This window comes from Amphritea atlantica (genome assembly GCA_024397875.1).
GTDB classification, from domain to species: domain Bacteria; phylum Pseudomonadota; class Gammaproteobacteria; order Pseudomonadales; family Balneatricaceae; genus Amphritea; species Amphritea atlantica_B.
In genome coordinates, this window is sequence record CP073344.1 from 709,663 (window position 1) to 733,196 (window position 23,534).

16 protein-coding genes and 1 pseudogene are annotated in these 23,534 nt (G+C 50.9%); 6 read left to right on the forward strand and 11 right to left on the reverse strand.

The annotated features are described in order from the left end of the window. Positions 1 to 56 precede the first annotated feature (56 nt). Positions 57 to 1,565 carry an aldehyde dehydrogenase family protein gene (locus KDX31_03210; GenBank protein UTW04041.1) on the reverse strand — a complete coding sequence of 503 codons (1,509 nt, stop codon included), beginning with the start codon at positions 1,563 to 1,565 and terminating at the stop codon, positions 57 to 59. A gap of 283 nt (positions 1,566 to 1,848) precedes the next feature. Between KDX31_03210 and KDX31_03215 the strand changes: the two genes are divergently transcribed. Further along, positions 1,849 to 4,227 carry an aminotransferase class III-fold pyridoxal phosphate-dependent enzyme gene (locus KDX31_03215; protein UTW04042.1) on the forward strand — a complete coding sequence of 793 codons (2,379 nt, stop codon included), beginning with the start codon at positions 1,849 to 1,851 and terminating at the stop codon, positions 4,225 to 4,227. A 756-nt stretch (positions 4,228 to 4,983) separates the two neighbouring features. Here KDX31_03215 and KDX31_03220 read toward each other — a convergent pair. Next, positions 4,984 to 5,241 carry a hypothetical protein gene (locus KDX31_03220; GenBank protein UTW04043.1) on the reverse strand — a complete coding sequence of 86 codons (258 nt, stop codon included), beginning with the start codon at positions 5,239 to 5,241 and terminating at the stop codon, positions 4,984 to 4,986. Positions 5,242 to 5,560: 319 nt separating this feature from the next. Between KDX31_03220 and KDX31_03225 the strand changes: the two genes are divergently transcribed. Further along, positions 5,561 to 6,130: a TetR/AcrR family transcriptional regulator gene (locus KDX31_03225; GenBank protein UTW04044.1), complete on the forward strand. Its 570-nt coding sequence runs from the start codon at positions 5,561 to 5,563 to the stop codon at positions 6,128 to 6,130. 130 nt (positions 6,131 to 6,260) lie between these two features. Continuing rightward, positions 6,261 to 7,157: a DMT family transporter gene (locus KDX31_03230; GenBank protein UTW04045.1), complete on the forward strand. Its 897-nt coding sequence runs from the start codon at positions 6,261 to 6,263 to the stop codon at positions 7,155 to 7,157. 178 nt (positions 7,158 to 7,335) lie between these two features. Here KDX31_03230 and KDX31_03235 read toward each other — a convergent pair whose 3' ends face one another. Next, positions 7,336 to 7,638 (reverse strand): hypothetical protein, encoded by a 303-nt coding sequence (locus tag KDX31_03235; GenBank protein ID UTW04046.1) that lies wholly within the window; start codon positions 7,636 to 7,638, stop codon positions 7,336 to 7,338. Here KDX31_03235 and KDX31_03240 point away from each other — a divergent pair. Next, positions 7,616 to 7,861, forward strand: a pseudogene (locus KDX31_03240) (BCCT family transporter). The gene KDX31_03235 and the pseudogene KDX31_03240 sit on opposite strands and share 23 nt — an antisense overlap. A 173-nt stretch (positions 7,862 to 8,034) precedes the next feature. Here KDX31_03240 and KDX31_03245 read toward each other — a convergent pair. Next, a complete protein-coding gene (locus KDX31_03245) occupies positions 8,035 to 10,173 on the reverse strand; it encodes a hypothetical protein (GenBank protein ID UTW04047.1) in 2,139 nt (712 codons plus the stop codon). 649 nt (positions 10,174 to 10,822) lie between these two features. Here KDX31_03245 and KDX31_03250 point away from each other — a divergent pair. Further along, positions 10,823 to 12,757, forward strand: coding sequence for an FAD-dependent monooxygenase (locus KDX31_03250; GenBank protein UTW04048.1), 1,935 nt, complete (start codon positions 10,823 to 10,825; stop codon positions 12,755 to 12,757). Positions 12,758 to 12,913: 156 nt separating this feature from the next. Here the strand turns inward: KDX31_03250 and gcvP are convergent, their stop codons facing one another. Then, a complete protein-coding gene (gene gcvP / locus KDX31_03255) occupies positions 12,914 to 15,820 on the reverse strand; it encodes an aminomethyl-transferring glycine dehydrogenase (protein UTW04049.1) in 2,907 nt (968 codons plus the stop codon). Positions 15,821 to 16,196: 376 nt separating this feature from the next. Between gcvP and KDX31_03260 the strand changes: the two genes are divergently transcribed. After that, positions 16,197 to 18,230, forward strand: a complete 2,034-nt coding sequence (locus KDX31_03260) for a TonB-dependent copper receptor (GenBank protein ID UTW04050.1) — start codon at positions 16,197 to 16,199, stop codon at positions 18,228 to 18,230. 194 nt (positions 18,231 to 18,424) lie between these two features. Here the strand turns inward: KDX31_03260 and KDX31_03265 are convergent, their stop codons facing one another. The 6 genes from KDX31_03265 to KDX31_03290 all read right to left on the reverse strand — a co-directional run bounded on the left by KDX31_03265 (position 18,425) and on the right by KDX31_03290 (position 23,533). Continuing rightward, positions 18,425 to 19,537 (reverse strand): lipid A deacylase LpxR family protein, encoded by a 1,113-nt coding sequence (locus KDX31_03265; protein UTW04051.1) that lies wholly within the window; start codon positions 19,535 to 19,537, stop codon positions 18,425 to 18,427. Then, the gene (locus KDX31_03270; protein UTW04052.1) at positions 19,537 to 20,058 is read right to left on the reverse strand and encodes a disulfide bond formation protein B; all 522 of its coding nucleotides are present in this window, start codon (positions 20,056 to 20,058) and stop codon (positions 19,537 to 19,539) included. The genes KDX31_03265 and KDX31_03270 overlap by 1 nt, the downstream gene beginning before the upstream one ends. A gap of 24 nt (positions 20,059 to 20,082) precedes the next feature. Further along, the gene (locus tag KDX31_03275) at positions 20,083 to 20,418 is read right to left on the reverse strand and encodes a YdbL family protein (GenBank protein UTW04053.1); all 336 of its coding nucleotides are present in this window, start codon (positions 20,416 to 20,418) and stop codon (positions 20,083 to 20,085) included. 11 nt (positions 20,419 to 20,429) lie between these two features. Further along, complete coding sequence (locus KDX31_03280; protein ID UTW04054.1) at positions 20,430 to 20,630, reverse strand: YnbE family lipoprotein; 201 nt, start codon at positions 20,628 to 20,630, stop codon at positions 20,430 to 20,432. A 70-nt stretch (positions 20,631 to 20,700) separates the two neighbouring features. Then, positions 20,701 to 23,067 (reverse strand): YdbH domain-containing protein, encoded by a 2,367-nt coding sequence (locus tag KDX31_03285; protein UTW04055.1) that lies wholly within the window; start codon positions 23,065 to 23,067, stop codon positions 20,701 to 20,703. Between the two features lie 55 nt (positions 23,068 to 23,122). Then, positions 23,123 to 23,533: a hypothetical protein gene (locus KDX31_03290; GenBank protein UTW04056.1), complete on the reverse strand. Its 411-nt coding sequence runs from the start codon at positions 23,531 to 23,533 to the stop codon at positions 23,123 to 23,125. Between the last annotated feature and the right edge of the window lies 1 nt (position 23,534).

Sequence of the window (23,534 nt, forward strand, 5' to 3'; positions counted from 1 at the left end):
TGTCCTGCCACTATACGTTACAGGACATACAAGCTTCCCCGGCAACGAATAACTTATTATAACTGCATGATCACTGTTTTTACCTGTAGGAAGTGCTCCAGTTGCTCAGGTCCCAGATCACGGCCGATACCCGACTGCTTGTAACCACCAAACGGCAGAGAAGAATCCATCGCATCATGGGTGTTAACAAAGACCGTACCGGCTTCCATTTTCTTAACTATTCGATGTGCCCGGCTGACATCCTGGGTAAAGACCGAGGCCGTCAGACCATAATCAGAATCGTTCGCTAAGCGCACGGCTTCCTCTTCTGTATCAAAAGGAATGACCGCGAGCACCGGGCCGAAAATCTCTTCGCGAACGATCTTCATTGAGTTGTCGCAATCTGCAAATACGGTCGCCTGCATGTAGTAGCCCGGGCGATCTGCCTGCTCACCGCCACATACGAGTCGGGCGCCTTCGGCTTTACCCGATTCAATATAGTTCAGTATCTTATCAAGCTGGCCACGGCTAATCTGTGGTCCTTGTGTAATGCTCGTATCAAGCGGGTCGCCAATCACCATTTCGTTGGCCGCTTTTGCCACCGCAGTAACGGCCTGGTCATACAGACCGCGTTGAACGTAAAGGCGCGATCCTGCAGAACAGGTCTGACCCGAGTTGAAGAAGACGGATTGCAGTGTCCCCGTGACGATATCCTCTAGCTTGGCATCATCAAAGGCGATCATCGCAGATTTACCCCCCAGCTCCAGCGTTGCAGGATTCATGTTCTCCAAAGCCGCTTTACCCACCAGCTTGCCAACAGGAGTTGACCCGGTGAAGGACACTTTATTGATTCCCGGATGACTGGCCAGCGGGCTGCCAATTCCGACACCTGTACCGATAACGATATTAATCACACCATCCGGCAATCCAGCTTCCTGCCAGATCTTCATCAGATAGATAATGCTCATCGGCGTGATTTCTGCGGGTTTCAGTACGATAGTGCAACCTACCGCCAGTGGGGCACACATTTTCCAGATCGCCATATTCAGTGGCCAGTTCCATGGAACAATGGCACCGACAACGCCAATAGGTTCTTTCAGGGTAAAACCAAACGCTTCACCCGGACAGGAGACATTGCGGGTATGGCCTTCAATCTTAGTTGCCCAACCGGCCATGTAACGCAGAAAGTCAATCGACCCGGCAATATCCACTTCCTGGCAACCGCTGATCGCTTTTCCCGCGTCAATCGCTTCCAGTTCTGCCAGGGTCTGGGCGTGAGCTTCCATCGCATCGGCCATGCGGAATAATAGCGCCTGACGTTCATTCGGTTTCATCTCTGCCCATGGGCCGCTACGGAATGCGCGATTGGCTGCTGCGACGGCCCGGTCCAAATCGCCCAGGGTCGCTCTGGGCACTGTCAGCAAGTGTGTACCATTGGAAGGGTCCTCAACATTCAGCGTTGTCCCATCCTCGCTATCGACGAACTGACCGTCAATAAACATCTTCTGGTGGCCTGCTTCAATAAAGGCACGGGTCTGTGGCGTTACATTGTATTTTTCCAGCATTGCTTCAATCGTCGCATTCATAACTGATCTCGTATTGTTTTTGTGGAAACCAAACAAAGGGGTCTGTTGGGCTAGCAGCCGGGCTCCCGCTCGCCGCGCAACACAACCTTCCATACACTGCTGAAAGTCTGAATCTCTCCGAGCCAAAGAGGTATACCCTCTGCAGGGTATTTTTCCGCGTTTGCCCTCTGTAAATTACGTCACAGGGGTTATTTTCTTCCTTTCTTTATCATCTCAGAATAGTCTCAATGGTCTGAGACGGGCCAGGCAAACAGCGAATACCTATTCTTGAAAGGATAACAACATGACGAAACACTCATCTCTGGCTAACCGAAATCCGCCTCAGTTTGAACTGTCACAGATAAAATCTCTGGTCCGGGAACTGTATGGACTGGAAGGGTGCTTCACTGCACTGAACAGCGAACGTGATCTTGCCTGGCTGGTTCGTAACGAAGAAGGGCCGCAGGGGGTTATCAAAATTTCCAACGCTCAGGAGCCTGAAGGCATCGTTGACCTCCAGATCAAGGCGGTCGAGCATATCCTTGAGCAAGAGCCTACGCTGGTCGTTCCTCCTGTTATTGCGACCCGGCAAGGCAACGCCTACGAGTGGATCACCTCGGATCTGAGTGGTGAGCGGCATATGATCCGCCTGATTGCGTTTATGGATGGGCGTGTTGTGGAAGATACACCAGAAGCCTATTGCGATGAGTACTACTTTAACATCGGTGCCACCATGGGACGGATGAACGCGGCGCTACAAAGTTTTTATCACCCCTATGCGGACAGTAACCAGCATCTGTGGGACCTGGGGCATTGTCTGCAATTACGGGACATGCTTCCCGGCCTGCCAGAGGGGGAGCTGCGCGATCTGCTGACCTCCACCCTGGATAAAGCTGAGCAGCACACGCTACCCGCTCTGAAGAGAACTCGCTGTCAACTGGTCCATCAGGACGCTAACGACGCCAATGTAATGGTCAGTCATGACGACCCAACTCAAATCGCAGCGATTCTGGATTTTGGGGACGTCGCCTTTAACAGCATTCTGGCAGAGATCGTCACCATCTCGGAGACGTACGCCGAAGGCGAGGAAGATCCTATCCGCCCCTTGCTGCATGTTGCCCAGGGATATGACAGCGCCTACCCGCTCACCGGGCAGGAGGTTGATCTATTGTTTGATGTCATGCGTCTGCGACTGGCGATGGCCTCCCTCATCATCAACTTCCGCAAGCTCAACGACCCAGAGGCCGGCACGCACCTGGAAGACCGCTTCTTTACGAAGATGCTCTTCAAACTCAACGAAATGGGGCAAGAGACTGTAACCCGTCGACTGCGTGACGCCTTGCGTTTCCCTGTTTACAGCCCGATCGATAATAATGGACAGCCGTTTTCAAACCATCAGGAAGCGTTGGTTCAACACCGCGAACAGCATCTGGGCAAAATCTGGCACTTTTATGATCAACCACTCCACATCACGCGGGCTCAGGGCGGCTGGATGTACAGCGCGGATGGCACCGCCTACCTTGATGCCTACAATAACGTGCCACAGATGGGCCATTGCCACCCCCATATCGTCAAAGCCATCGCTCGTCAGGCCGAGGCATTGAATACAAATACACGCTATATGTGTGACATTGTGGCTGACTACGCGGCACGACTGACTAAAGATCTCCCCGAGCATCTGGACACCTGCATCTTTGTTAATTCTGGCAGCGAAGCCAACGATCTCGCCGTACAGATCGCGCAGTCTTTAAGCGGCCATCAAGGCGGGTTGGTCCTTGATAACGCCTATCATGGCTGTACCGAGCTGACGACAAAATATTCTCCTGAATCATGGCAGCACCTGCCCGAAGCTCTGCATCCGAAACAGATCGAGTGCCTGATAGAGCCGGATATGTACAATGGTCCATACGCTGACCGCCCCGAGGCCGCTGCCCTTTACTCGGCAGATGCTGACCGCGCCATAGACGCGTTAGCCCGCCGTGGATTTAAGCCCGCCGTGCTGATGCTCGATACGGCCATGTGTGCCCATGGTGTGATCACGCCGCCCGACAGTTACTTTGACCGCGTGGCCGATAAGACCCACGCTGCCGGTGGCTATGTTATCGCCGATGAGGTGCAGGCAGGTCTTGGACGAATGGGCACATTCTGGGGATTCATGGGCGCTGGGCTAAACCCGGAAAAGGTGGACTTCATTACCATGGGCAAGCCAGTCGCTAACGGCCACCCGCTAGGTGTAGTGATTCTCTCCAGCGAGATGATGAAACAGTTCATTGGTGGCACCCATCCACTTCTGTTCAGTACGTTTGGTGGCAATACCGTTGCCTGTGCCGCAGGGATGGCGGTGCTTGACGTAATCGAACGTGAAAAACTGGTGCAGAAATCCAACGACATTGGCGATCAGTTACGTGCAGGACTCCGCCAGTTGGCTGAGAAACACTCTCTGATCGGCGACGTCCGCGGTCGCGGTATGTTGGTGGGTATTGAGCTGGTGAATTGCCGGAAGGAACGCACGCCAGCGGCAGAAGAGACTGAGCAGTTGATCAAAGAGATGATCCAACGCAACGTTATGATCGGTAAATCCCTCCCCGGCACCCTCAAAATTCGCCCATCACTGGGGTGGGGTAAAGAGGAGGTAGATTTCTTTATCAACGCGATGGACGAGAGTCTGAAAATGCTTGGTTGAGTTAGCGATAAGGCACCTTTAGGGAGGTAAGAACACTGCCTGTGACGAAATAGCCTGGCCAGATTCGCCGGGCTTTTTTTCGCCTATAGCTAATGATTAGAGCGCCTGTAATTAAGCGCTTCAGCTTGCGAGATAATTCATCCTCTGAATGACTTATGCCCATCGAAGTATCTGACCAAACATCAGCGTTGGATTAAAGATGACTATGCGGGGTGTTAAATGGAAGATTGGCCGTTAACCGGTATCGGTAGGTAAAGCAAAAGCTGATCAACCCGCGTTGGGTAAGCAAACATAGACTCTTCAGATAATTAATGGTTTTACCCCGATTTGTCAGACACCAACTTAAGAGTAGATAACCTGCTTTAACGAGGTGTTTAGATCTCCCACTTCAGAAGACAATACACCGTAGAGTATAAGCGTTAACCCATCGCTCTTATGCAACAAACCAATGGATCCATTACAGCTGTTGCAGGCGGAAATCAATCATAAAGCCCACTGGGATCAGGCTGTTATTCCTGACATAAGCTTGTTGCGATGTTGCTGGAGCGGCTCTTTGCTTAACTTTTGATTTCAGCTCTTGCTAAAAAAGGGCGGACCACCGATGCGGCCGACAATTGGTGAGAACTTTTTGGTGGTGACTGTAACGCAGCGGCCAGGAAACATTACAGAGCGCTATCAACTGTTTCACTTAGCTAAAGGACCTTACACAAGGACCTTACACAAGGGCCTTACACTATGAAGGCCCTTTTTTGATTATCAGATCAGTGTGTACTGTTTTTTCTGATCAATAAAGGCTTTTGCGTGTTGCTGCCAGCGTTCTACACTCAGGTTCTGGTCCAGAACCTGGTCAACCAGAGTAAAGTTTTTCTGTTGCCCTTTTTTGGTGATCACACCACTGAGCCGGTATACACCGCGATCTTCTTCCGGGGTCGCTAAAATGGTATAGCCTTTATAACGAATCGCACCCTCGGGCAGGGGCGTAAAAAGTGATTTCAGAGTGGATAGTAGGGACATGGTTCTCTCCTCTTTTTTTATCCCATGTATAGAGCAGGAGCAGGACAAGAGGAAGAGTCGAGATACCAAAGTATGTTTCTCAGACTATTAAAAAGGTACTAAGGTTGGATGCGCTACAGGCTTTCAAGCAGCAGTTATGGCATTTGGATCAGAGTGATAAATTATCTCTTTTCTGCCCTTTTAGTGATGCATCGCTTTTAAATAGAGTCATCAAACATAGTAAAGGCTCACTCAGAGATAGCCTTTCACTTATTCTCTTGAATTACTTTTCTGTACCTACTAGTATGTTTATAGTTATTCACAGGATTACAGGTTTTCTATGACAACCACGCGCGATCTGTTAGTCGATACGATGAAGCAATTGCTCTGGGAGCGCGGTTATGACGCAACCAGCCCGAATCATGTGCTCGAGCGCAGTGGTGTGGGTAAAGGCAGTTTTTATCACCACTTTAAAAGTAAAAAGAGTCTGGCGATTGCTGCGATGGAAGCACGGGCGGATGAGTTGATTACAGAGTTTGATACCGTGATTGCAACCACGCAAGGGGACTGGCTGGATAAAGTGAGTGCTTATCTGCGGATGCCGCGTCATGCCCTGACAGGGTGTCGTATCGGTCGGATTGTACAAGATCCCTCGGTGATAGATTCTGAACTTCAGGCACCCCTACAACGCTATTTTGGAGCTTTGCAGCAACGTTTGAGTGCGTTATACACTGATGCACGGAATGAAGGGAAACTGTCTGCGGGTTGTCAGCCTGAGGGATTGGCGACGGCGACCCTGAGTATTGTTCAAGGGGGCTTCGTTTATGGTCGGGCCGTATCCCAGGATCAGGCAGTTAATGACGCCTGTGAAAGCTTTATTGGTTTACTGGCGTCTCAAAGGCTTAATTAATCGGAAGAAATTATTGAGAGGTTAAAACGTGCTTTAGGGGTGAGTTTTTTTTGATATTACATTTGTACCTACTGGTATGTAAAGTGTGGAGTTAATCGTACCGTCATCTGGCTGTAAGGAGCGAATCATCATGCATAATCAATCGGTTCAGTCCGTTCTGTTGTCTTTTCTGTTTGTACTGATTTATGGATCTGGATTTGTCGGTGCGAAGCTGGGTTTGCTATATAGCGAACCGTTTACTTTTTTAGCAATGCGCTTTGCTCTGGCGGGTGCGTTGTTGATTGCTGCGGCATTTTTGCTGGGTGTGAAATGGCCCCGAAGACCCGGATGGTTGCTACTGAGTGGTTTACTGATGCAAGGGGTCTTCTCTGTGGGTGTTTTCTATGCCCTGTATCTTGGTATGAAGCCGGCCGTCAGTGCGCTGATCATTGCATTGCAACCCTTATTAGTCACTGTGCTGGCCGGGCCTTATCTGGGGGAGCGGGTATTGAAGCAACGCTGGATTGGTCTGGCTTTTGGCATGGTTGGGGTTGCACTCGTTGTGGCTGATGGTTTGGCCGTTGAAGGGATAACCTGGTTGAATCTGAGCTGGGCGGTGCTGTCATTATCAGGTCTGACGCTTGGACAGCTGATACAGAAAAAGCATTGTGCTGATATGAACTTAATCAGTGGGGGAGCAGTGCAGGTGTTAGCAACCCTGCCTCTGATGCTTATTCTGGGTGCGTTATTTGAAACGGGTGAGTTGATCTGGCATCCGGATCTGCTGATCGCTATTTTTTGGATGTCTGTGGGTGTCTCGATCGGTGCGCTCACGCTGCTATATATTCTGTTACTGAAAAACAGCGCCAGCCAGGTTGCCAGCGTCTTCTATGGCGTTCCCGTTGCAGCTGCACTGATTGCCTGGCCCCTGTTTGATCAGGTACCTGCTTCAGTGGACTGGATCGGTTTCGGTATTGTCGCTTTGGGTATCTGGGTCGCGAACTCATCATTCAGGGGGTTCCGCCTGAGAAAGCGGGTCACACCTTAGCCACCGATAGCCAGCAGGGCTAAATCCCCACTTCGGTGGCTTGCTTGATCCGACTGAATGTTGGCTCCGGGCGGAATAGCTTCACCCCGGTAGTTATTTCATCAACACCCTGTTAGTCGCTGACACGCGGGAAGCGTGAGCGAGCCTCAAGATCATTCAGATCGATTGTATAGCGCATTTACTGTTGACTGGCATCGACCATCGGTTGGAAATCCCAGGAGGTGATTTTGCCCTTCATCAGTGAACGGGCGACGAGGCGACGGCGACGCTGGCTCCACAGTACATCTTCGTGCACCTGATCGGCGATTTCCTGGCGCAGAGCCGCGACCATCTCTGAGTGTACCAGGCTGTCGGCCAGGTTAGTGAGCTCCTGTGGATCGTTGCTCAAGTTAAACAGCTGATCGGGGTCGCCCGGCGCGTGTACGAACTTGAAGTTGCCGAGAGGGATCATCAGTATCGGTTCTCTGGTCGTCGATACCATTACGGCAGGCGGAAAAATAGATGCTCCCCGGCCGCAACGTATATTCTGGGCAGCCGTCGAGGGCTTGATTGCTGTCGTGTTGCTGATGGGTGGCGGGCTGTCGGCACTTTAGGCTGGGGTCACAGCAACGGCTATTCCGTTCTCTATCCTGATGCTATTGATGTGCTATACCATCATCGTTGCCCTTCGGAGGGAATTGGCCCATATGCGCCGGTCAAAATAGATTGTCTAGCCGATAACACCGGGAAGAGTCGTCCAACGTATCCGAGCTACTTTCTGATGGGCCTGGCACAGGCTACATTGCTCGGGTCGCTCCTCAGTTTAAAGGGTTATTGATTTCGCAACTAACAGCTTTCTATACAACCGAGTTGTGAACAACCTCTCTGAATTTCACAATTAGATACTACTTCCGGCTCTTTCCTTCAATATGGGTAGAAACTCTTTGTAATCGTTCATTTCAGCCCATTTCATGATGCTGATACCACCAGGAACTTTTTCAGAAGGGTCTGCGCCATACTTTAACAGTAACTCCACAAGTGCTTTGTTTTTTAGATAGACAGCTATAGCCAGTGGGGGAGGAATATTTTCATGAGGCAGAAAATTAGGATTGGCGCCATTGCTTAGCAGTCTTTCAATGATTACCAGGTCGGCCTGCTGCAAAGACTTCATTAGAGCGGTTTGCGTCGATTTATCGGGTAAATCGATACTATAGCCCTCCTGCACTATGGCTGGAATAAGTTCAGCGGTATGTGCCGAAGACGCCAGGGTGAAAAACAGTTCTGCATCACTAGGTGCCGTCCCTTGGGCCTGCCGCAGAGTCTGTTGTATAACCATCTGATCAGCATTTTTCTCTTTCAGATTCGCCCACTTTTTAAAATACGCCACAGAGATAATGGATGTATCCTTTCTACAACCCTTGCTTTTAGCGGCAAGATAGTTGTCAATGGCCCCTTGTGCATCGTTTAAATGGATAAGCTTTATTTCGGCCCGCCACAGGAAAGTACAAGGCTCCCAAGGGAAGTCCAAAGAGTAACGTTGGTAAAGATCGTCGATTTCTTTAAACTGTTTATTGGTACTATAAATTTGAAACATGCGCCGGTAACTCAAGTCTTTCGGGTGATATCTATTACTGCCAGGTCCAGTTGAAAGCGGTGCTCTGATTACTTTTTTATATTCAACGGCTGCCTCTTCAATCATATCCTGCTTTTCGAAATTCAAAGCTCGGTTTGCATATAGCCATAAATTATTAGTACCAATTTTCTCTGCTCTGTTGTATGCAGCTTCTGCTTCCTTATAGCGCAACTGATTAGTAAATACATATCCAAGTAACACGTAAACATCCGCCATGTCCGGATCAAGATTCTTAGCTATAAGTATATTTCTCTCGGCACGTATCAAAGTGGTTGAATTGGGATCTTCAATTTCTCCAGGGTTTCTTTTCATATAAAATCGGGCAAGTTCAAGGTAAGCTTGTGGAAAGTCAGGCGCTACAGCCACAAGCTCATCGAGCAGGATTTTCGCCTTTTTTAATGAATTATCTTTCCCGGAGTCAATAAGGCTTCGAGCTTCTCGGTATATACTGTCAACTTCCTCTTCAGGCGTTTTGAATTTTATAGCAATAGTATTCAAAAACTCAGCATCAGACATTGAAGTAGTCAAAAGTTGATTGTACAGGCCGTTTGGTATCTGTTTCTGGCGTGGGTCATTTTCTCCGATCACAATTGAATTATCTATCATCATCGGCATGCTTATAAAATTAAATTGCTCTTTCGAATTTGTAATAGCGGCAGATATGATTTTTCGAACCTCGGACATTTGCATAATTCCTCTGGAGCCTATGCCATAGGATGCGCGAGAAAAATTTTTAAATCTTATTTTTTCAATAGGAACCCCCCCTTTAAGCAGTGCTTTGTATATTTCATGCCTTTCGGGTAAGGCACTGCTGATAACGATTTCTCTTACACTGTTAAAGCCATTTGCATGGCCAGGATAGTTATCCAGAAGCTTGTGTACATACTCCGATCCTGGCCATTTTATAAATAATTTTTTACCCTTAATTGAAAAGTTACCAGCTCCGCGAAGGTTCACTCGCATTGTTATGTCATGGGTCTCGGTTTCGATCTCAATAGCAGAAAATCGAGAACGGTTGATTTGCAGTCTTATTTTATTAAAACCGTACTTAAGGTCATGTAATGATAAGCTTCCACTTGCTATGCTGGGCGCAAAGATATCGGCTGATAAATATTTCTTAATATTTTCAGTTTCACTTACAAATATTTCAATATCTATAATTGCGTAAGCGTAGGCAACCTCAACAAGATTAACCGACGTAATTTTAAACCCTTGCTTACCACCAGAGTCGTTATTGCTATTGCTATAGCTATCCATCGAAAAAAAAAGGAAAAAAAGTAACCACGTAATGCTTGTATATTTTTTTTTCTGATTACAAAAATGGTTTAAACAAGAAAAAAAATGAAATATAGCCTCTAAAATTATTAGACAGTGTTGCCTCGAAACAATCTTCTTAGAAGTCATATCTTTTCCTTGAGATTAAGAACAATAATTTCAAGCACGTACTATTAAGTCGTATTGAAGCGTAGCAGCTAAAGTAGGTGTCAGCAAAGAACAGCTCTTCACCACCATAAATAATGCAATAAGAGGTTTAGCTTATCTCCCCGCCCAATAAATAATTACACCATACAAGGATAGTTAAGACTCGAAAATGTTCGACTAAGAATTTTTCCTATTTTTAAACCGAAAACGCGTAAAATTCTCTTTTCCATACCCTCATTGCACTTCATTGAAGTTCAGAAATATCCGCTGGGTCGATAAGAGTCCAACCGTGTTACTCCTGAGAATGATCGCTTTGGAGGAGCTAGAAAAACTGAGTGTCACGACTTGGAAAGTCCTTCCTAATGTCTTCTGTTTGCCAAAAGCGGTTTTTTGAAAAACCAGCCATACCGCTTTTAATAAGCTCTTTCGAGCAAGTTGGCGTAGCCAAAGTCTAGCTACTAGCGAGATGAGCTTGCTCATTGTTCTAGCCACTGCGAGTAAAGCGAGCCCTAGCTGCACAGCGGCGATCTGGCCATTAGCTGATATTGTGTCGCATTCTCTGAACTATATTGACATATTAACTACTATTAAATGCATCAACAGCAGGATCATTAGTCTGGAGGGTCGCGTAATGCAATATCATCTGAATGGGTTCAAACCCGGCAATTACCAGGTTCCCGATGAGGCTAGAGAGCCTTACCCCGACCCACCGATTGTGGATCTGCCTAATGAAGTAGATGTCCTGATCATCGGTACCGGTCCTGCGGGTTTGACTATGGCGCGGCAGTTGTCCGAGTTCAAAGATATTAAAACATGTATTGTTGACATGGCATCCGGCCCCTTGCTGTTTGGGCGTGCGGACGGTATCTCCTGTCGCACCATGGAGATCATGGAGGCTTTTAACAGTAGCGAAATGGTGGTGAAAGAGACCTACCAGCTGAAACAAAACACATTCTGGGAGCCGGACGAGGACAATCCCGAAAACATCAAGCTCACGCACAAGATCGCCGATGCCCGGGCGGGGCTTTCAGAGTTTACACACGGGATTGTTAACCAGGCGCGCCTGCATGAGCTGCTGGTTGATGGTATGGAAAGGTCGGTCACCCACCTTAGCCCTCATTACAGCCGTGAATTGGTTGAGATGAATATTGACGATAACCTCACCCAGGATCTTGATGCCTATCCCATAACAGCAACTTTCAAGAGAACCGACGACGCGGGAGCTGGAAAGACTGAAACGGTTAAAGCGCGTTATATCGTGGGCTGCGATGGCGCCAGAAGCAAGGTTCGCAAAGGCATGAACATCGCTCTACAAGGCGATTCCGCCAACAAAGCGTGGGGCGTCATGGATATTTTGCTGATCACGGATTTCCCGGACATCCGCGTTAAGAGCTTTATCCAATCCAAAGACCACGGCGCTGTCATGACTATCCCTCGCGAGGGTGGCTACCTGTGTCGGTTCTATGTAGAGCTGGATCTGCTCGGCAAAGACAAGCGCGCAGCGGATATGAAATTGAACGAGCAAGATATCATCGCAAAAGCCCAGAAGATTTTTCACCCTTACACATTGGATGTGAAAGAAGTGGCCTGGTGGTCAATCTATGAGGTGGGCCAACGCATTGCCGAGCGCTTTGACAACCGACCGGCAGGCAGTTCTGAGGATATCATTCCCCGTGGGTTTGTTGCCGGCGACGCCTGTCACACGCACAGCCCTAAAGGCGGCTGGGGCTTGAACACTTCATTGCCTGACACCTTTAATCTGGGCTGGAAGCTAGCTGCTGTTCTCCAGGGCAGAAGCCGTCCCAAGTTGCTGAGTACCTACTGTACGGAACGGCGTAAAGTTGCACAGCAGTTGATCGACGCCGACCGTGAGCTATCCAGGCTGGTCGCCACCCGGCCAACCGCAGGCGATGACTCTGAGCAGGCAAAAGTCGACACGGCCAAGATAGAAGCCTTTATGAAGCGACAAAGCGGTTTTGTCGCCGGGACATCGATCGAATATTACCCGTCGTACATCTGCACAGGTCAGGAAAACCAACATCTGGCCACCGGCTTTAACATTGGTCAACGTTTCCACTCGGCTGAAGCGACTCGCGTGGCTGACGGCAGAAGCCAGCATCTGGGGCACCTGGTAAAAGCGGATGGTCGCTGGCGTATTTTCCTGTTTGGCGACATGCAAACCCCCACTGATCCCTCGTCAGCGGCGTATCAATTCATCGATTTCCTGGCTAACGATGAGTCTTCACCTGTGCATAAATACACACCGAAGGGTGCCGATATCGACTCGGTCTTTGACACCTATGCTGTATTCCAACAACAGGATTTGGCGATGCACGATCTGCATGACTACCTGTGGCCTGCAAAAGGAAAGTACGGCCTGCGGGACTATGAAAAGGTATTCCACGCTGAAGCAAGCAATGACATCTATGACCTGCGCGGCATTGACCGCTCCGCGGGCTGTGTGGTGATTGTGAGGCCTGATCAGCATATCGCTTCTATCTTACCCGTCACGGCACACGAGGAGCTTACAAAGTTCTTTGATGTCTTTATGATTGAACAGAGGTAACAGCCTTTTTGAGTGATCAAATACATCGCTAAGCCTGCCAGGTTATATCTTTAATCAAGTTCACAAAAAAAACGGGCCGTGGGCCCGTTTGGTTTAAACTCTTGTCACAAACTTAATTCAGCGTGTCACAGATTTAATTGTTAATAGACAAAAAACTCACTCTTCAGAGTAGCTCTCAATCGACGGGCAGGCGCAGAACAGGTTGCGGTCGCCGTATACGTTGTCGATGCGGTTAACCGTTGGCCAGAACTTGTTGGCTTTAACGGATGCCAGCGGGAAGGCGCCCAGTACCGGGGAGTAGGGACGATCCCAGTTCGGATCGATCAGGTCTTCCAGTGTGTGGGGTGCGCCTTTCAGCGGGTTCTTTTCGGCATCCAGAATACCGGCTTCAACATCGGCGATCTCCTGACGGATAGCCGCCATCGCTTCGATGAAACGGTCCAGTTCGCACAGCGGCTCGGACTCAGTTGGCTCGATCATCAGCGTGCCGGCCACCGGGAATGACATGGTCGGTGCGTGGAAGCCATAGTCCATCAGACGCTTGGCCACATCCTCTTCAGAGATACCGGTGATCTCTTTCAGCGGGCGCAGGTCGATGATGCACTCATGCGCGACTTTGTCGTTACGGCCGGTGTAGAGCACCGGGAAGTGTTCACCCAGTTTCTTGGCCATGTAGTTGGCATTCAGGATCGCGACTTCTGTGGCTTTGCGCAGTCCTGACTGACCCATCAGGGCGATATAGACCCAGGTGATTGGCAGGATGCTGGCGCTGCCCCAGGGGGCTGCAGATACGGCGCCGTTATCCGCTTTCGGGCCATCAATTTTCTGTACCGGGTGGTTGGCTACGAACGGTGCCAGGTGCGCTTTGATACCGATAGGACCCATACCCGGGCCGCCGCCACCATGGGGAATACAGAAGGTCTTGTGCAGGTTTAGGTGGGATACATCAGCACCGATTTCACCCGGCTGGCTGATCGCCACCTGGGCATTCATGTTGGCGCCATCCATATACACCTGACCACCGTGCTGGTGGATGATCTCGCAGATTTCGCGGATGCTCTCTTCGTACACCCCGTGAGTCGACGGGTAGGTGATCATCAGACAGGCCAGGTTGTCGGCATGCAGTTCAGCTTTGGCCCGCATATCGGCCATATCGACGTTGCCTTTGTCATCGCAGCTGACGATCACCACCTTCATATCTGCCAGTGCGGCAGAGGCGGGGTTGGTACCGTGAGCAGAGCTTGGAATCAGGCAGATGTTGCGGTGATCATCGCTGTTGGCGATATGGAAGTTGCGGATCGCCAGCAGACCGGCGTATTCGCCCTGAGCACCGGAGTTAGGCTGCATGCAGATCGCATCGAAACCGGTGATCGCAATCAGCATCTGTTCCAGCGAGTTGATCATTTCGCTGTAGCCAGCCGCCTGATCAATCGGTGCGAAGGGGTGCAGGTTGGCAAACTCAGGCCAGCTGACCGGAATCATCTCGGCAGTGGCGTTCAGCTTCATGGTGCAGGAGCCCAGCGCGATCATCGCATGGGTCAGCGAGATATCTTTGTTTTCCAGACGCTTCAGGTAGCGCAGCATCTCGGTTTCACTGTGGTGAGTGTTGAACACCGGATGACTCAGAATCGCAGAGGTGCGCACCAGTTCAGCCGGGATCGATGCAGAACCGTTTGCCACCAGTTGCGCATCGATAGCCTCCAGATCCAGGCTGTTGTCTGCGCCCAGAATCGCCTGCCACAGATCCAGGATATCCTGACGGCAGGTCTTCTCATCGCAGGTGATGCCCAGTTGATCAGTACCGACTTTACGCAGGTTGATCCCCAGTGTCAGCGCAGCTTCATAGGCGATATCACGCTGCTCACCGAGATCCAGGGTAATCGTATCGAACCAGGTGGTGTTAACCAGTTTAACGCCTTCGCTAACCAGACCTGCAGCCAGAATATCGGCCATGCGGTGGATGCGGCCAGCGATCGTTTTCAAACCCTCAGGGCCATGGTAGGTGGCGTAGAATCCGGCCATGTTGGCCAGCAGCACCTGCGCAGTACAGATGTTAGAGGTGGCTTTCTCACGACGGATATGTTGCTCGCGGGTTTGCATTGCCATCCGCAACGCCTGATTACCGCGAGTGTCGACCGAGACGCCGATAATACGGCCGGGGACCGAGCGCTTGTATTCATCGCGGGTCGCAAAGAAGGCCGCGTGTGGACCACCGAAGCCCATCGGTACACCGAAACGCTGAGCAGAACCGAATACCACATCGGCACCCAGCTCGCCCGGTGATTTCAGCATCACCAGGCTCATAATATCGGCAGCGGCGCAGAACAGCGCTTTCTTATCGTGGGTTTTTTCGATCAGTTCTGACAGGTCTTTAACATGGCCATAGGTGCCTGGATACTGAGCGATCACACCAAACGGTTCATGCTCATCAATCAGGGTATCCAGATCACCGACAATTACTTCGTAGCCCAGCGGCTCGGCGCGGGTCTGAATGACGCTGATACTCTGTGGGTGCAGGTTCTCATCCACCAGAAAGGCGTTGGCTTTACGCGCCTTGGACATCCGCTTACACAGTGTCATCGCTTCGGCGGCTGCGGTGGCTTCATCCAGTAGTGAAGCGTTGGCCAGATCCAGGCCGGTGAGATCAAGTACCATCTGCTGATAGTTCAGCAGTGCTTCAAGACGTCCCTGAGCGACCTCAGGCTGATAGGGTGTATAGGCGGTATACCAGCCGGGATTTTCCAGCACGTTACGCAGGATAACATTGGGCACGATGGTATCGGTGTAACCCATACCGATCATGGAGCGATTGATAATGTTCTTTGAGGCGATCTGTTTCAGCTCTGCCAGTACATCTTCCTCGGTACGGCATTCGTCCAGATTGATCGGCTGCTTCAGCTGAATACTGCCGGGCACGGTCTGCTCTATCAGCTGATCAAGGGATTCCAGTCCCAGTTCGGCCAGCATAGACAGTTGCTCTTCGGTGTTTGGGCCGATATGGCGGCCAATAAATGCATCAGTCTGTTCCAGCTGTGCCAGGGATTGGATGTTATCTGCGCTCATGGTGTGTGTCCTGCGAAGATCAAAATTGAAAGTAGGTATGTAAATAAAAAAGTATAAAACGTCTATGGAGGCTTAATTGGCGTCACGTTATCCGAGCCCTGCTTTATTCAAGCCTTGCTCAGTTTAAGCGAAGCCGCCTCTCTGATTTGGTCGCGTATCATACAGCTTTTTGGCCCGCTGATGTATTAAAAAATAGTCGATATTCCATTATTGGAAACAGATGCGCCGATAGTGTCAGGCCGGTTTCCGCTACGGAACAGTAAAGCTGAATGCGGCAATATGACACACCGGTGTGCGGCATCCGGTCACACCCCAGCTGCAGGCAGTGAATTTACAATAGCGCCAAGTTTATAACTGCCTTTCTAGGGACCCCTGTATGATCAAAACAACGTTATCGCTGGCGATTGCTGCCGCTATTTCCGCACCGGCATTTGCCGGACATGATGATAAACCTCTGGTCATTGAGATCACGTCGGGCCTGCCTCAGGTTGAAAATACCCTGCAGAGTGAGACCGCTGCAGTACAGGCATCGCCTGTTACCGATGGCGGTGAACTGCTGCAGAGTCTTAGTGGCATATCCGGTATTCGCATGGGCGGGCGGGCGATCGATCCGGTCATCCGGGGGCTGAGTCAGACTCAGCTGAATATTTTGCTGGATGGCGCTTATATCCATGGCGGATGTCCCAACCGGATGGACCCGCCAACCTCTTATAGTACGGTCGACAGCTATGACAGTGTGACGGTAATTAAAGGCAATCGCACCGTCGTCTATGGGGGCGGAGGCCCGGGAGGGACGGTGTTGTTCGAGCGAGAATGGCCCGCATTCGATGCTAAAGGCTATAGCGGTGAACTGAGTGTCAGTTATCACGGAAATGGTGACCGCTATGAGCTGGGGGCCGATGTTGCCGCTGGATCTGATCAGGGTTATATCCGTGTTATTGGCCATAAAACCGAAGCAGATAACTACAAGGACGGTGATGGCAATGAGGTCCGTTCATCCTTTGAAAGCCTGTCAAAATCGCTGCTGGCGGGGTATCGCCTGACCGATCTGACCACCATCGAGGTCAGCTATGAGACACAGGAGGAGGACGATGTGTTGTTCGCCGGTGCGGGTATGGATTCACCCTATGCCGATGCCGACACCACCCGTTTTAAACTGACCCACGAGTTTGAGCAGGGCGTTTTGCAGCAGATGCAGCTGGAGCTGTATAACGCTGATGTGAAGCACAACATGGATAACTACAGCCTGCGTCCTGCCGGAATGATGCAGATGCAGGCTCCTTCAACATCTGATACGCAAGGGGGCAGGTTGATCTTTGATGCCCGGGCGGCTGACGTCGACTGGACGTTTGGTATGGATCTCCAGAATAATGAGCGTAATGCTGAGCTGCAGAATGCCGCGGGTGTTACCCAGCGGATCATGTGGCCAGGCGCAGAGATTAAGCAGACGGGGCTGTTTGCTGAAGGCGAAAAAGTCCTCGGAGCCGATGATATTGTTAAAGGCGGCCTGCGCTATGACCTGATAAAAGCTGAAGCCACCCGCAGAGACGAGACTGCGGGCATGCCAGCCTATAGCTCGGATGATATCTGGCAACTGGCCGGAGCCGAGGCCGGTGCTGGTGAAGAGCGGACTGAGCATAACCTGGGAGGTTTTGCCAGCTGGACTCACCGTCTGAATGATCAGTACAGCGTTGAAACGACACTGTCACGCAGTGTGCGCACCGCCGATGCCACTGAACGTTATATGGCCCGCTTTACCATGAGCGGTGACTGGATCGGTAACCCGGAACTGGCACCGGAAAAACACCATCAGCTGGAGATCAGTCTGCAGGGCGACCTGGATAGCGTTAACTGGTCTGCTACCGGCTGGTATAACCGGGTGGACGATTACATTGTGCAGCAAACTGTTGCGGCGGGTATGAAGAGCCGGGATATCTATCGCAATGTCAGTGCCGAGTTATATGGAGCGGAGCTGGAAGCAGCGTATCCCCTGAATGAAAACTGGCAACTGGGCAGCTCACTGGCCTGGACGGTGGGTAACAATCTTGATGATGAGACCTCTCTGTCACGTATTGCGCCGCTTGAGCTGAATAGCTCGCTGGATTATCAGAAAGATCGCCTGACAATGGGCGTTGAGTGGCAACTGGTCGCCGGTCAGAATGATATCTGTCTCAGTGGCAGTGCTAACTGTGGCGGTCAGGATGTGCGCAAGACCCCGGGCTATGGCGTTGTAAATATGCACGCGCAGTATGCGTTTAATCGTGGTTTAAGCCTGATCGCGGGTGTGGATAACCTCACGGATAAGGCTTACACCGTGCATGAAAGCAGGGGTGATGTCACAACAGGCACCAGCTATCAGGTGACTGAGCCGGGCCGCAGTGCCTGGATCCGGGTGACACAGTCGTTCTGATTAAGATCACCTTCTTTATTTGCCGGGTCAGTTGATCCGGCTTTTTTATTTCTGAAATCTGATAAAGAAGCGATTTACCACCGGGGACACAGAGCCCAAAGGGCATGCTAAGCGCCCAGAGGAATGCGTTATTAAAAGAGAGAAGCTTTTCTCGGTGTTTTCTGTGTGCTCTGTGGTGATTTTCTAAATAGTTTTTAAAAACTATAAGATACCGAAACAGAGCCGAAGCTGTGGGTTTCATTCTGAGTATCAAACTCCTGACTGCGGAACACCCGGGAGTAGGAAATTTTCCAGTCTTCTATCAGCATACTTGCGCCGAGGGTGATATCACCTACCAGATTATTTTTATCCACCGAATGGCTGTTGCTGAAGGTATTGCCGTCGAGGAAGATATCCCGCAATACCCAGCGACCATCGATGGCCATAAACCCGTGCAGACCGAAGTTCTGGTCGCGGCTGTAGCCGGTGGTTTTCTGGGTGCGAGGGTCCTGACTGCCGGGCGCGCTGTTATCGCCCCCGGGGCGCAGGGATGACGTGCCGAAATCATCCGGCAGCGACCAGCCAAGGCGCAGTTCGGCCCCGGCATTCATATAGGTGGCAACGTTGCCCAGACTGGCACCGCCATGCCAGATTACATCGTATTCGAGGTCGCCTTTGATGCGCTGGACCGGCATACGGTATTTGCGCTCATAGACCAGTTGCAGCCCCAGTTCATTACTCAGTTGGTTATCCCAGCCGTCAAACTTTTCGATACCGCGGACATCGTGAACTAAATCCTGTGCTTCCTTTGCCAGTGATGCCGGACCGATAAGACCGATATTCATAATGGCAGAATCCATTCGTTGCTTATGCTTCAGGTGATAACCCATACCCAGATAGAGCCAGCCGGCATAGGGCCGGTCATCAGGATCAATCGTCGTGCGCTTGCTATCTTTCGGGGTAAACATCTGCTGCCCCAGAGTAACCACCAGGTTGCGAACGATCTCATCCTGTTTCAGCGGCGTATCGTCAAACAAACCCAGCGGCGCGGTAATATAGCGGTTATAGCGCCTGACCCATACCGGCAGACTTTTATCATCGAGATAGCTGCTCAGGTCCGGTGAAGTCCATGATAAACGGATGCCGTTGGTGTACTGCTGGTCAGTATCGGCAAACAGGTCGTTTTCCAGATAGAAGTTGAAGGTTCCCGGATTTGATTCACTGCCGAGCAGGGCTTTCTGTTCCCTCGATAGCGGCTCTGTTGATTCCGCCAGCAGGGGGGCTGACAGTGTCAGCCCTGCGGTCAGTATTACGGCAGTTTTTTTCATCAGAAGAACAGGTTTCTCTGGGCTTTTTTAATCATGATTTTCCAGACGATCAGCAGCAGAAACAGCAGGATAATAAGTGACAGGTGGGCCACGCTCAGCTGATAGAGTTGCCAGTCAGGCACGGGGCAGATACCAGCATTGTTAAATGTAGTGAGCAGCGCGTTGAGACTGCCTTTTTCCAGCAGTGCTGAGGTGCTCAGCTGGCAACTGTCAGCAACAGTGCTGCTATCGGCAAACAGGCTGCGCACAATGGTCACCAGGCCTGCGGTTATCAACAGCAGGTGGAGTGTCGCCAGCAATCGCTGAAAGTAGAAACTCCGGTTGACCAGAAATCCGATCAGAAACAGTCCGGCCATCAGCAACAGTATGATGCGAACGACGGAACACAGCGCGCAGTTACTCTGAGCGATTAACGGTTCAATATAGACCTCTGCAACGGCGAGACTAATGACGCAGATGAAGAAGCCGAGTGTGTTATTTGAACGATATGAGGGCTTACCTGATACTCCAACGGTGCTCACATTATAGTCCTGTTCATCTAAAGTTTATTTTTTAGACCATTGTCCGTTAGGGGTTTGAACATACTGACCCGCCGGTGTCCGTTGAATCAGCCGTTCACCAATACGCAGTTCAATAATATTAACTTCAACGCCAGCGTTCCGGGCGGTTTCGGCGTAGGCTTCCCGGCGCTTGTTGTTAATGGTTTTAACCAGCGTATTGACCTCCGGGGTACTTTTTACGGCGCCCAGATAGCCGTTGAGTTGTTCACCAACCAGTCCTTGGCGCTTGGCGTCATCCAGGCTGATCGCCCAGGCAGCGGGGGTGATTACCAGACTCAGCAGCAGGGTCGCGAATGTCAGGATATTTTTTATCTGCTTCATTGTGCTGCTCCTCAGAATAGTTCGCTGTTTTCTTCTAACAGATTATCGATCTCTTTATCGACCTTAACCAGTATCTCGTGTTTTATCTTAACATTGAGGTTGATGGTGATAGGCTCATTGGGAACGGCGACCTGCACTGTTGGTGTACAGGCCGCCAGCATCAGCATCAGACTGCACAATGTCAGCGATTGTAGTGTTTTTGGCATATACATATGCTGTTCTCCGTCAATAGTAAAGCATGTTCATGATGCCGTTGTGGCAGCCCTGCCTGAATGTCATTTGTTAACGGTATCGCTTTTCCAGTGTTTTCGTCAATTTGTCTGTAAATTGAAGGGCTTGTAGCAATTTAGGAATGTTTTCCTCAATATTAATTGTAAAGTCCACTGGCTGTCCCCGGTTCCAGTCCGGGTTGTGTCCCTTTAGATGGGTTTTCAGCAGGGCTTCCCCATCCGGTTGGTAATCCAGTTCAATTCCCAGACGCTCGTAGCGCATATTACGCAGCGCATCAAACGCGATTTCCAGCGTAGGAGTTGTCTTGGTCAGGGCCAGAAACTCCGCCGGTGGTTCGAATCTGATCCAGCCTCCTGCCGGGGTGCTGAAAACCTGTCCTCCCTCAATGGTCAGCTTGCCCTCACTGAACCGGATCGGCATCTGGCCATTGAGGGTGCCGCTGCCGGTCAGTCCCTCCTGCTGTTCCAGAGCGATCAGCTGCGCCAGGTCGATTCCGGTGACTGCTACTGCTGTTGTGAAATCGGGATTATCCAGTGACAGTTTCACCGGCAGGGTAGTCACCGTACCACCGAGTAGCTCGACAGTGCTACTGTTTAGTTGTGCCGACTGTCGGCCCGCCGGGCTTTGTTCAAAGCGGTAACGTCCGGAGAAGTTTTGCAGTGGCACACCCACATCGATAAAGGCAATCTTCAGCTGACCGGTATCCTCTAATTTACCCCTATGGTTCTTAACCGTTTCTGAATTCCAATCGATCTCGTAGAGATGGGTCTGATCGAAACTGAGACTGGCTTTTTCTGTCCGGTTTAACATCCGTAGTGCGATGCTGTTGTTAGCCAGGTCCAGCCAGCCCCGCTGCCGCAGGGTGCCCGCGGTGAATACCAGTTCCGGAGGGATCTCTTTGCTGAAACGGCGCAGCAGTTTTTCGATACCTTTGAGGGGCACCGCCGTTTTCCAGTAACCGGTGGTGTGGTTGTTTACCCACTGAGTGGTGGTTGATCCACTTATCTGTGTATCGCTGGCCAGCAGGTGATCCTGTACGTTGAGGGTGAAACGGTTGATGATTGAATCCGGGCTGATTGCAGCACGGTTGTGGAGTCGGATCTGAGGCAGGAGGTGGTTGTCATAGCTCCCCTCTATTCTGGCAGCGTGCAGCTCGGCCTGTAAGCGTTGCTCATTGATGCTGATCTCAGAGAGTGACAGCGATAGCGGTGTGGTGCTGATCTGCATATCCGCTTGTCCGGGTGTTTTAATCGTGACCGGTTGCAACCTGAGACGCAGATCGGTCCGGGGAAGGTCGAGGGCGCTAATACCGGCTTGTCTGAGCTTTTCCACTGAGCTCTTAAGTTGCAGTGGGTTAACCAGCTCAGCCTGAATAGCGGCGCTGCTGACTATTGGCGCACCGGTCTGCTTTCCCAGGGTTGCAAACTGTTTACCGCTGACAGATAAGCTCTCTATCGTCAGTGCCAGTTCACCGTTATCCAGTGTCAGGTCTGAGTTCTGCTGTATATCCAGTTGTGCCAGTTCGGGCAGCGGTTGCTGCAGGGAAACCTGGCTGGTTAACCGGTATTGGTGACGGGCCGCACTGAAACGGCTGTTCAGCGGGATTTCGCTACGGCCGGTAGCGCTAACCGTGCCGGATATCTCCGGCAGAGCGGTGATGTTGGAGAGCCCGGGCAGCGCGCTTAACAGCGGCTGTTGTAGCAACGTCTGAAGTTGTTCCGGATAGAGGATTGTTTCGCTGCGAACGCTGAGCAGAGGGTTCTGATATGCTAGTGAAAACTGCGTTTCAATGGCCGTATTCTCTCGGGTGAACAGAGTCAGCTGGCCTTTGTCCTGATGATCTGCGATCAGTTTCACTGTGAGCTGCGGTGCATTTTCGATCTGCTCAACGCTTATGGTGAGCCGGTCTCGATCGGTTGACAGGTTGCCGGAAAAAATCAGCGGCAGAAAGTTGTTTGAATCAGGGCTGCTGATGCTGACGCTGTAATGTGCCAGCTCAACGCTGTCGGCGGGTATCTGACTTAACAGATAGGAGGGCAGTGGGGGAGCTGGCAACGGGATCGTTGCTGCTGGTTGCCCGGTTGCGTCTGCCGAGCCTGTCGCAAGTTGAAGATCCAGTTGCAGCGCTTCGATAGTCAGGCTTTTAACCCGGTGGGTATTAAATAACTGCCAGAGGGTAAAGCGCAGGCTGATTGTTTCGGCGGTGAGGCTGAAAGAGGTATCGGGTGTATGCTTTTCCAGTTTTAGTTTGCTGATCTCGATGCGGTTAAGGCCGGGTCTTTGTAACTCAAAGCTGGCATTGATCTGTTGCCCGGCCAGTGCCTGGCGCACGCTGTATTCTGCAATCGCAGGCAGAGCAGCGTAGAGACCGGTGATCAGTAGGATAAGGAGAGCAGTCGCTATCAGCAGTTTGCGCATTTACTCCTCCCTGTTAAAACATGAAACCCTGTTACTAACAAAGTTATGCTAATGATTAAATATCGTCCAACTCCATCTCATAGAGCCGATCGACCGCATCCCTCAGATGAAAGATGATATCTGTATACTGGTCACTGTCGGTGGCAATATCAATATCACAGAGCCGGTCGGCGGTTTCTTCCAGAGAGGCGCCCTGAGCACTGATTCCGTTATCATCCAGTAGCCAGTGAATCAGACCATAGATCTCCGCCCGGGTTTCAATGGCATCCAGATCTTTCAGAAAAGCGCTGCGAAGCTGCTGCAGCGTAGCAAACAGCGGATCATCCCGGTCTGTTGCTACATAGCGTCTGAGCAGGGTGTCGGCGTCCTCGATAAGGTAATCTGCAGCGCCGGGCGGCGTGGCCGTTTCGTTATCGCAGGGTTCAATCTGGAACCCATTGCTGGTGTCTCGAATGATAAAACGCATA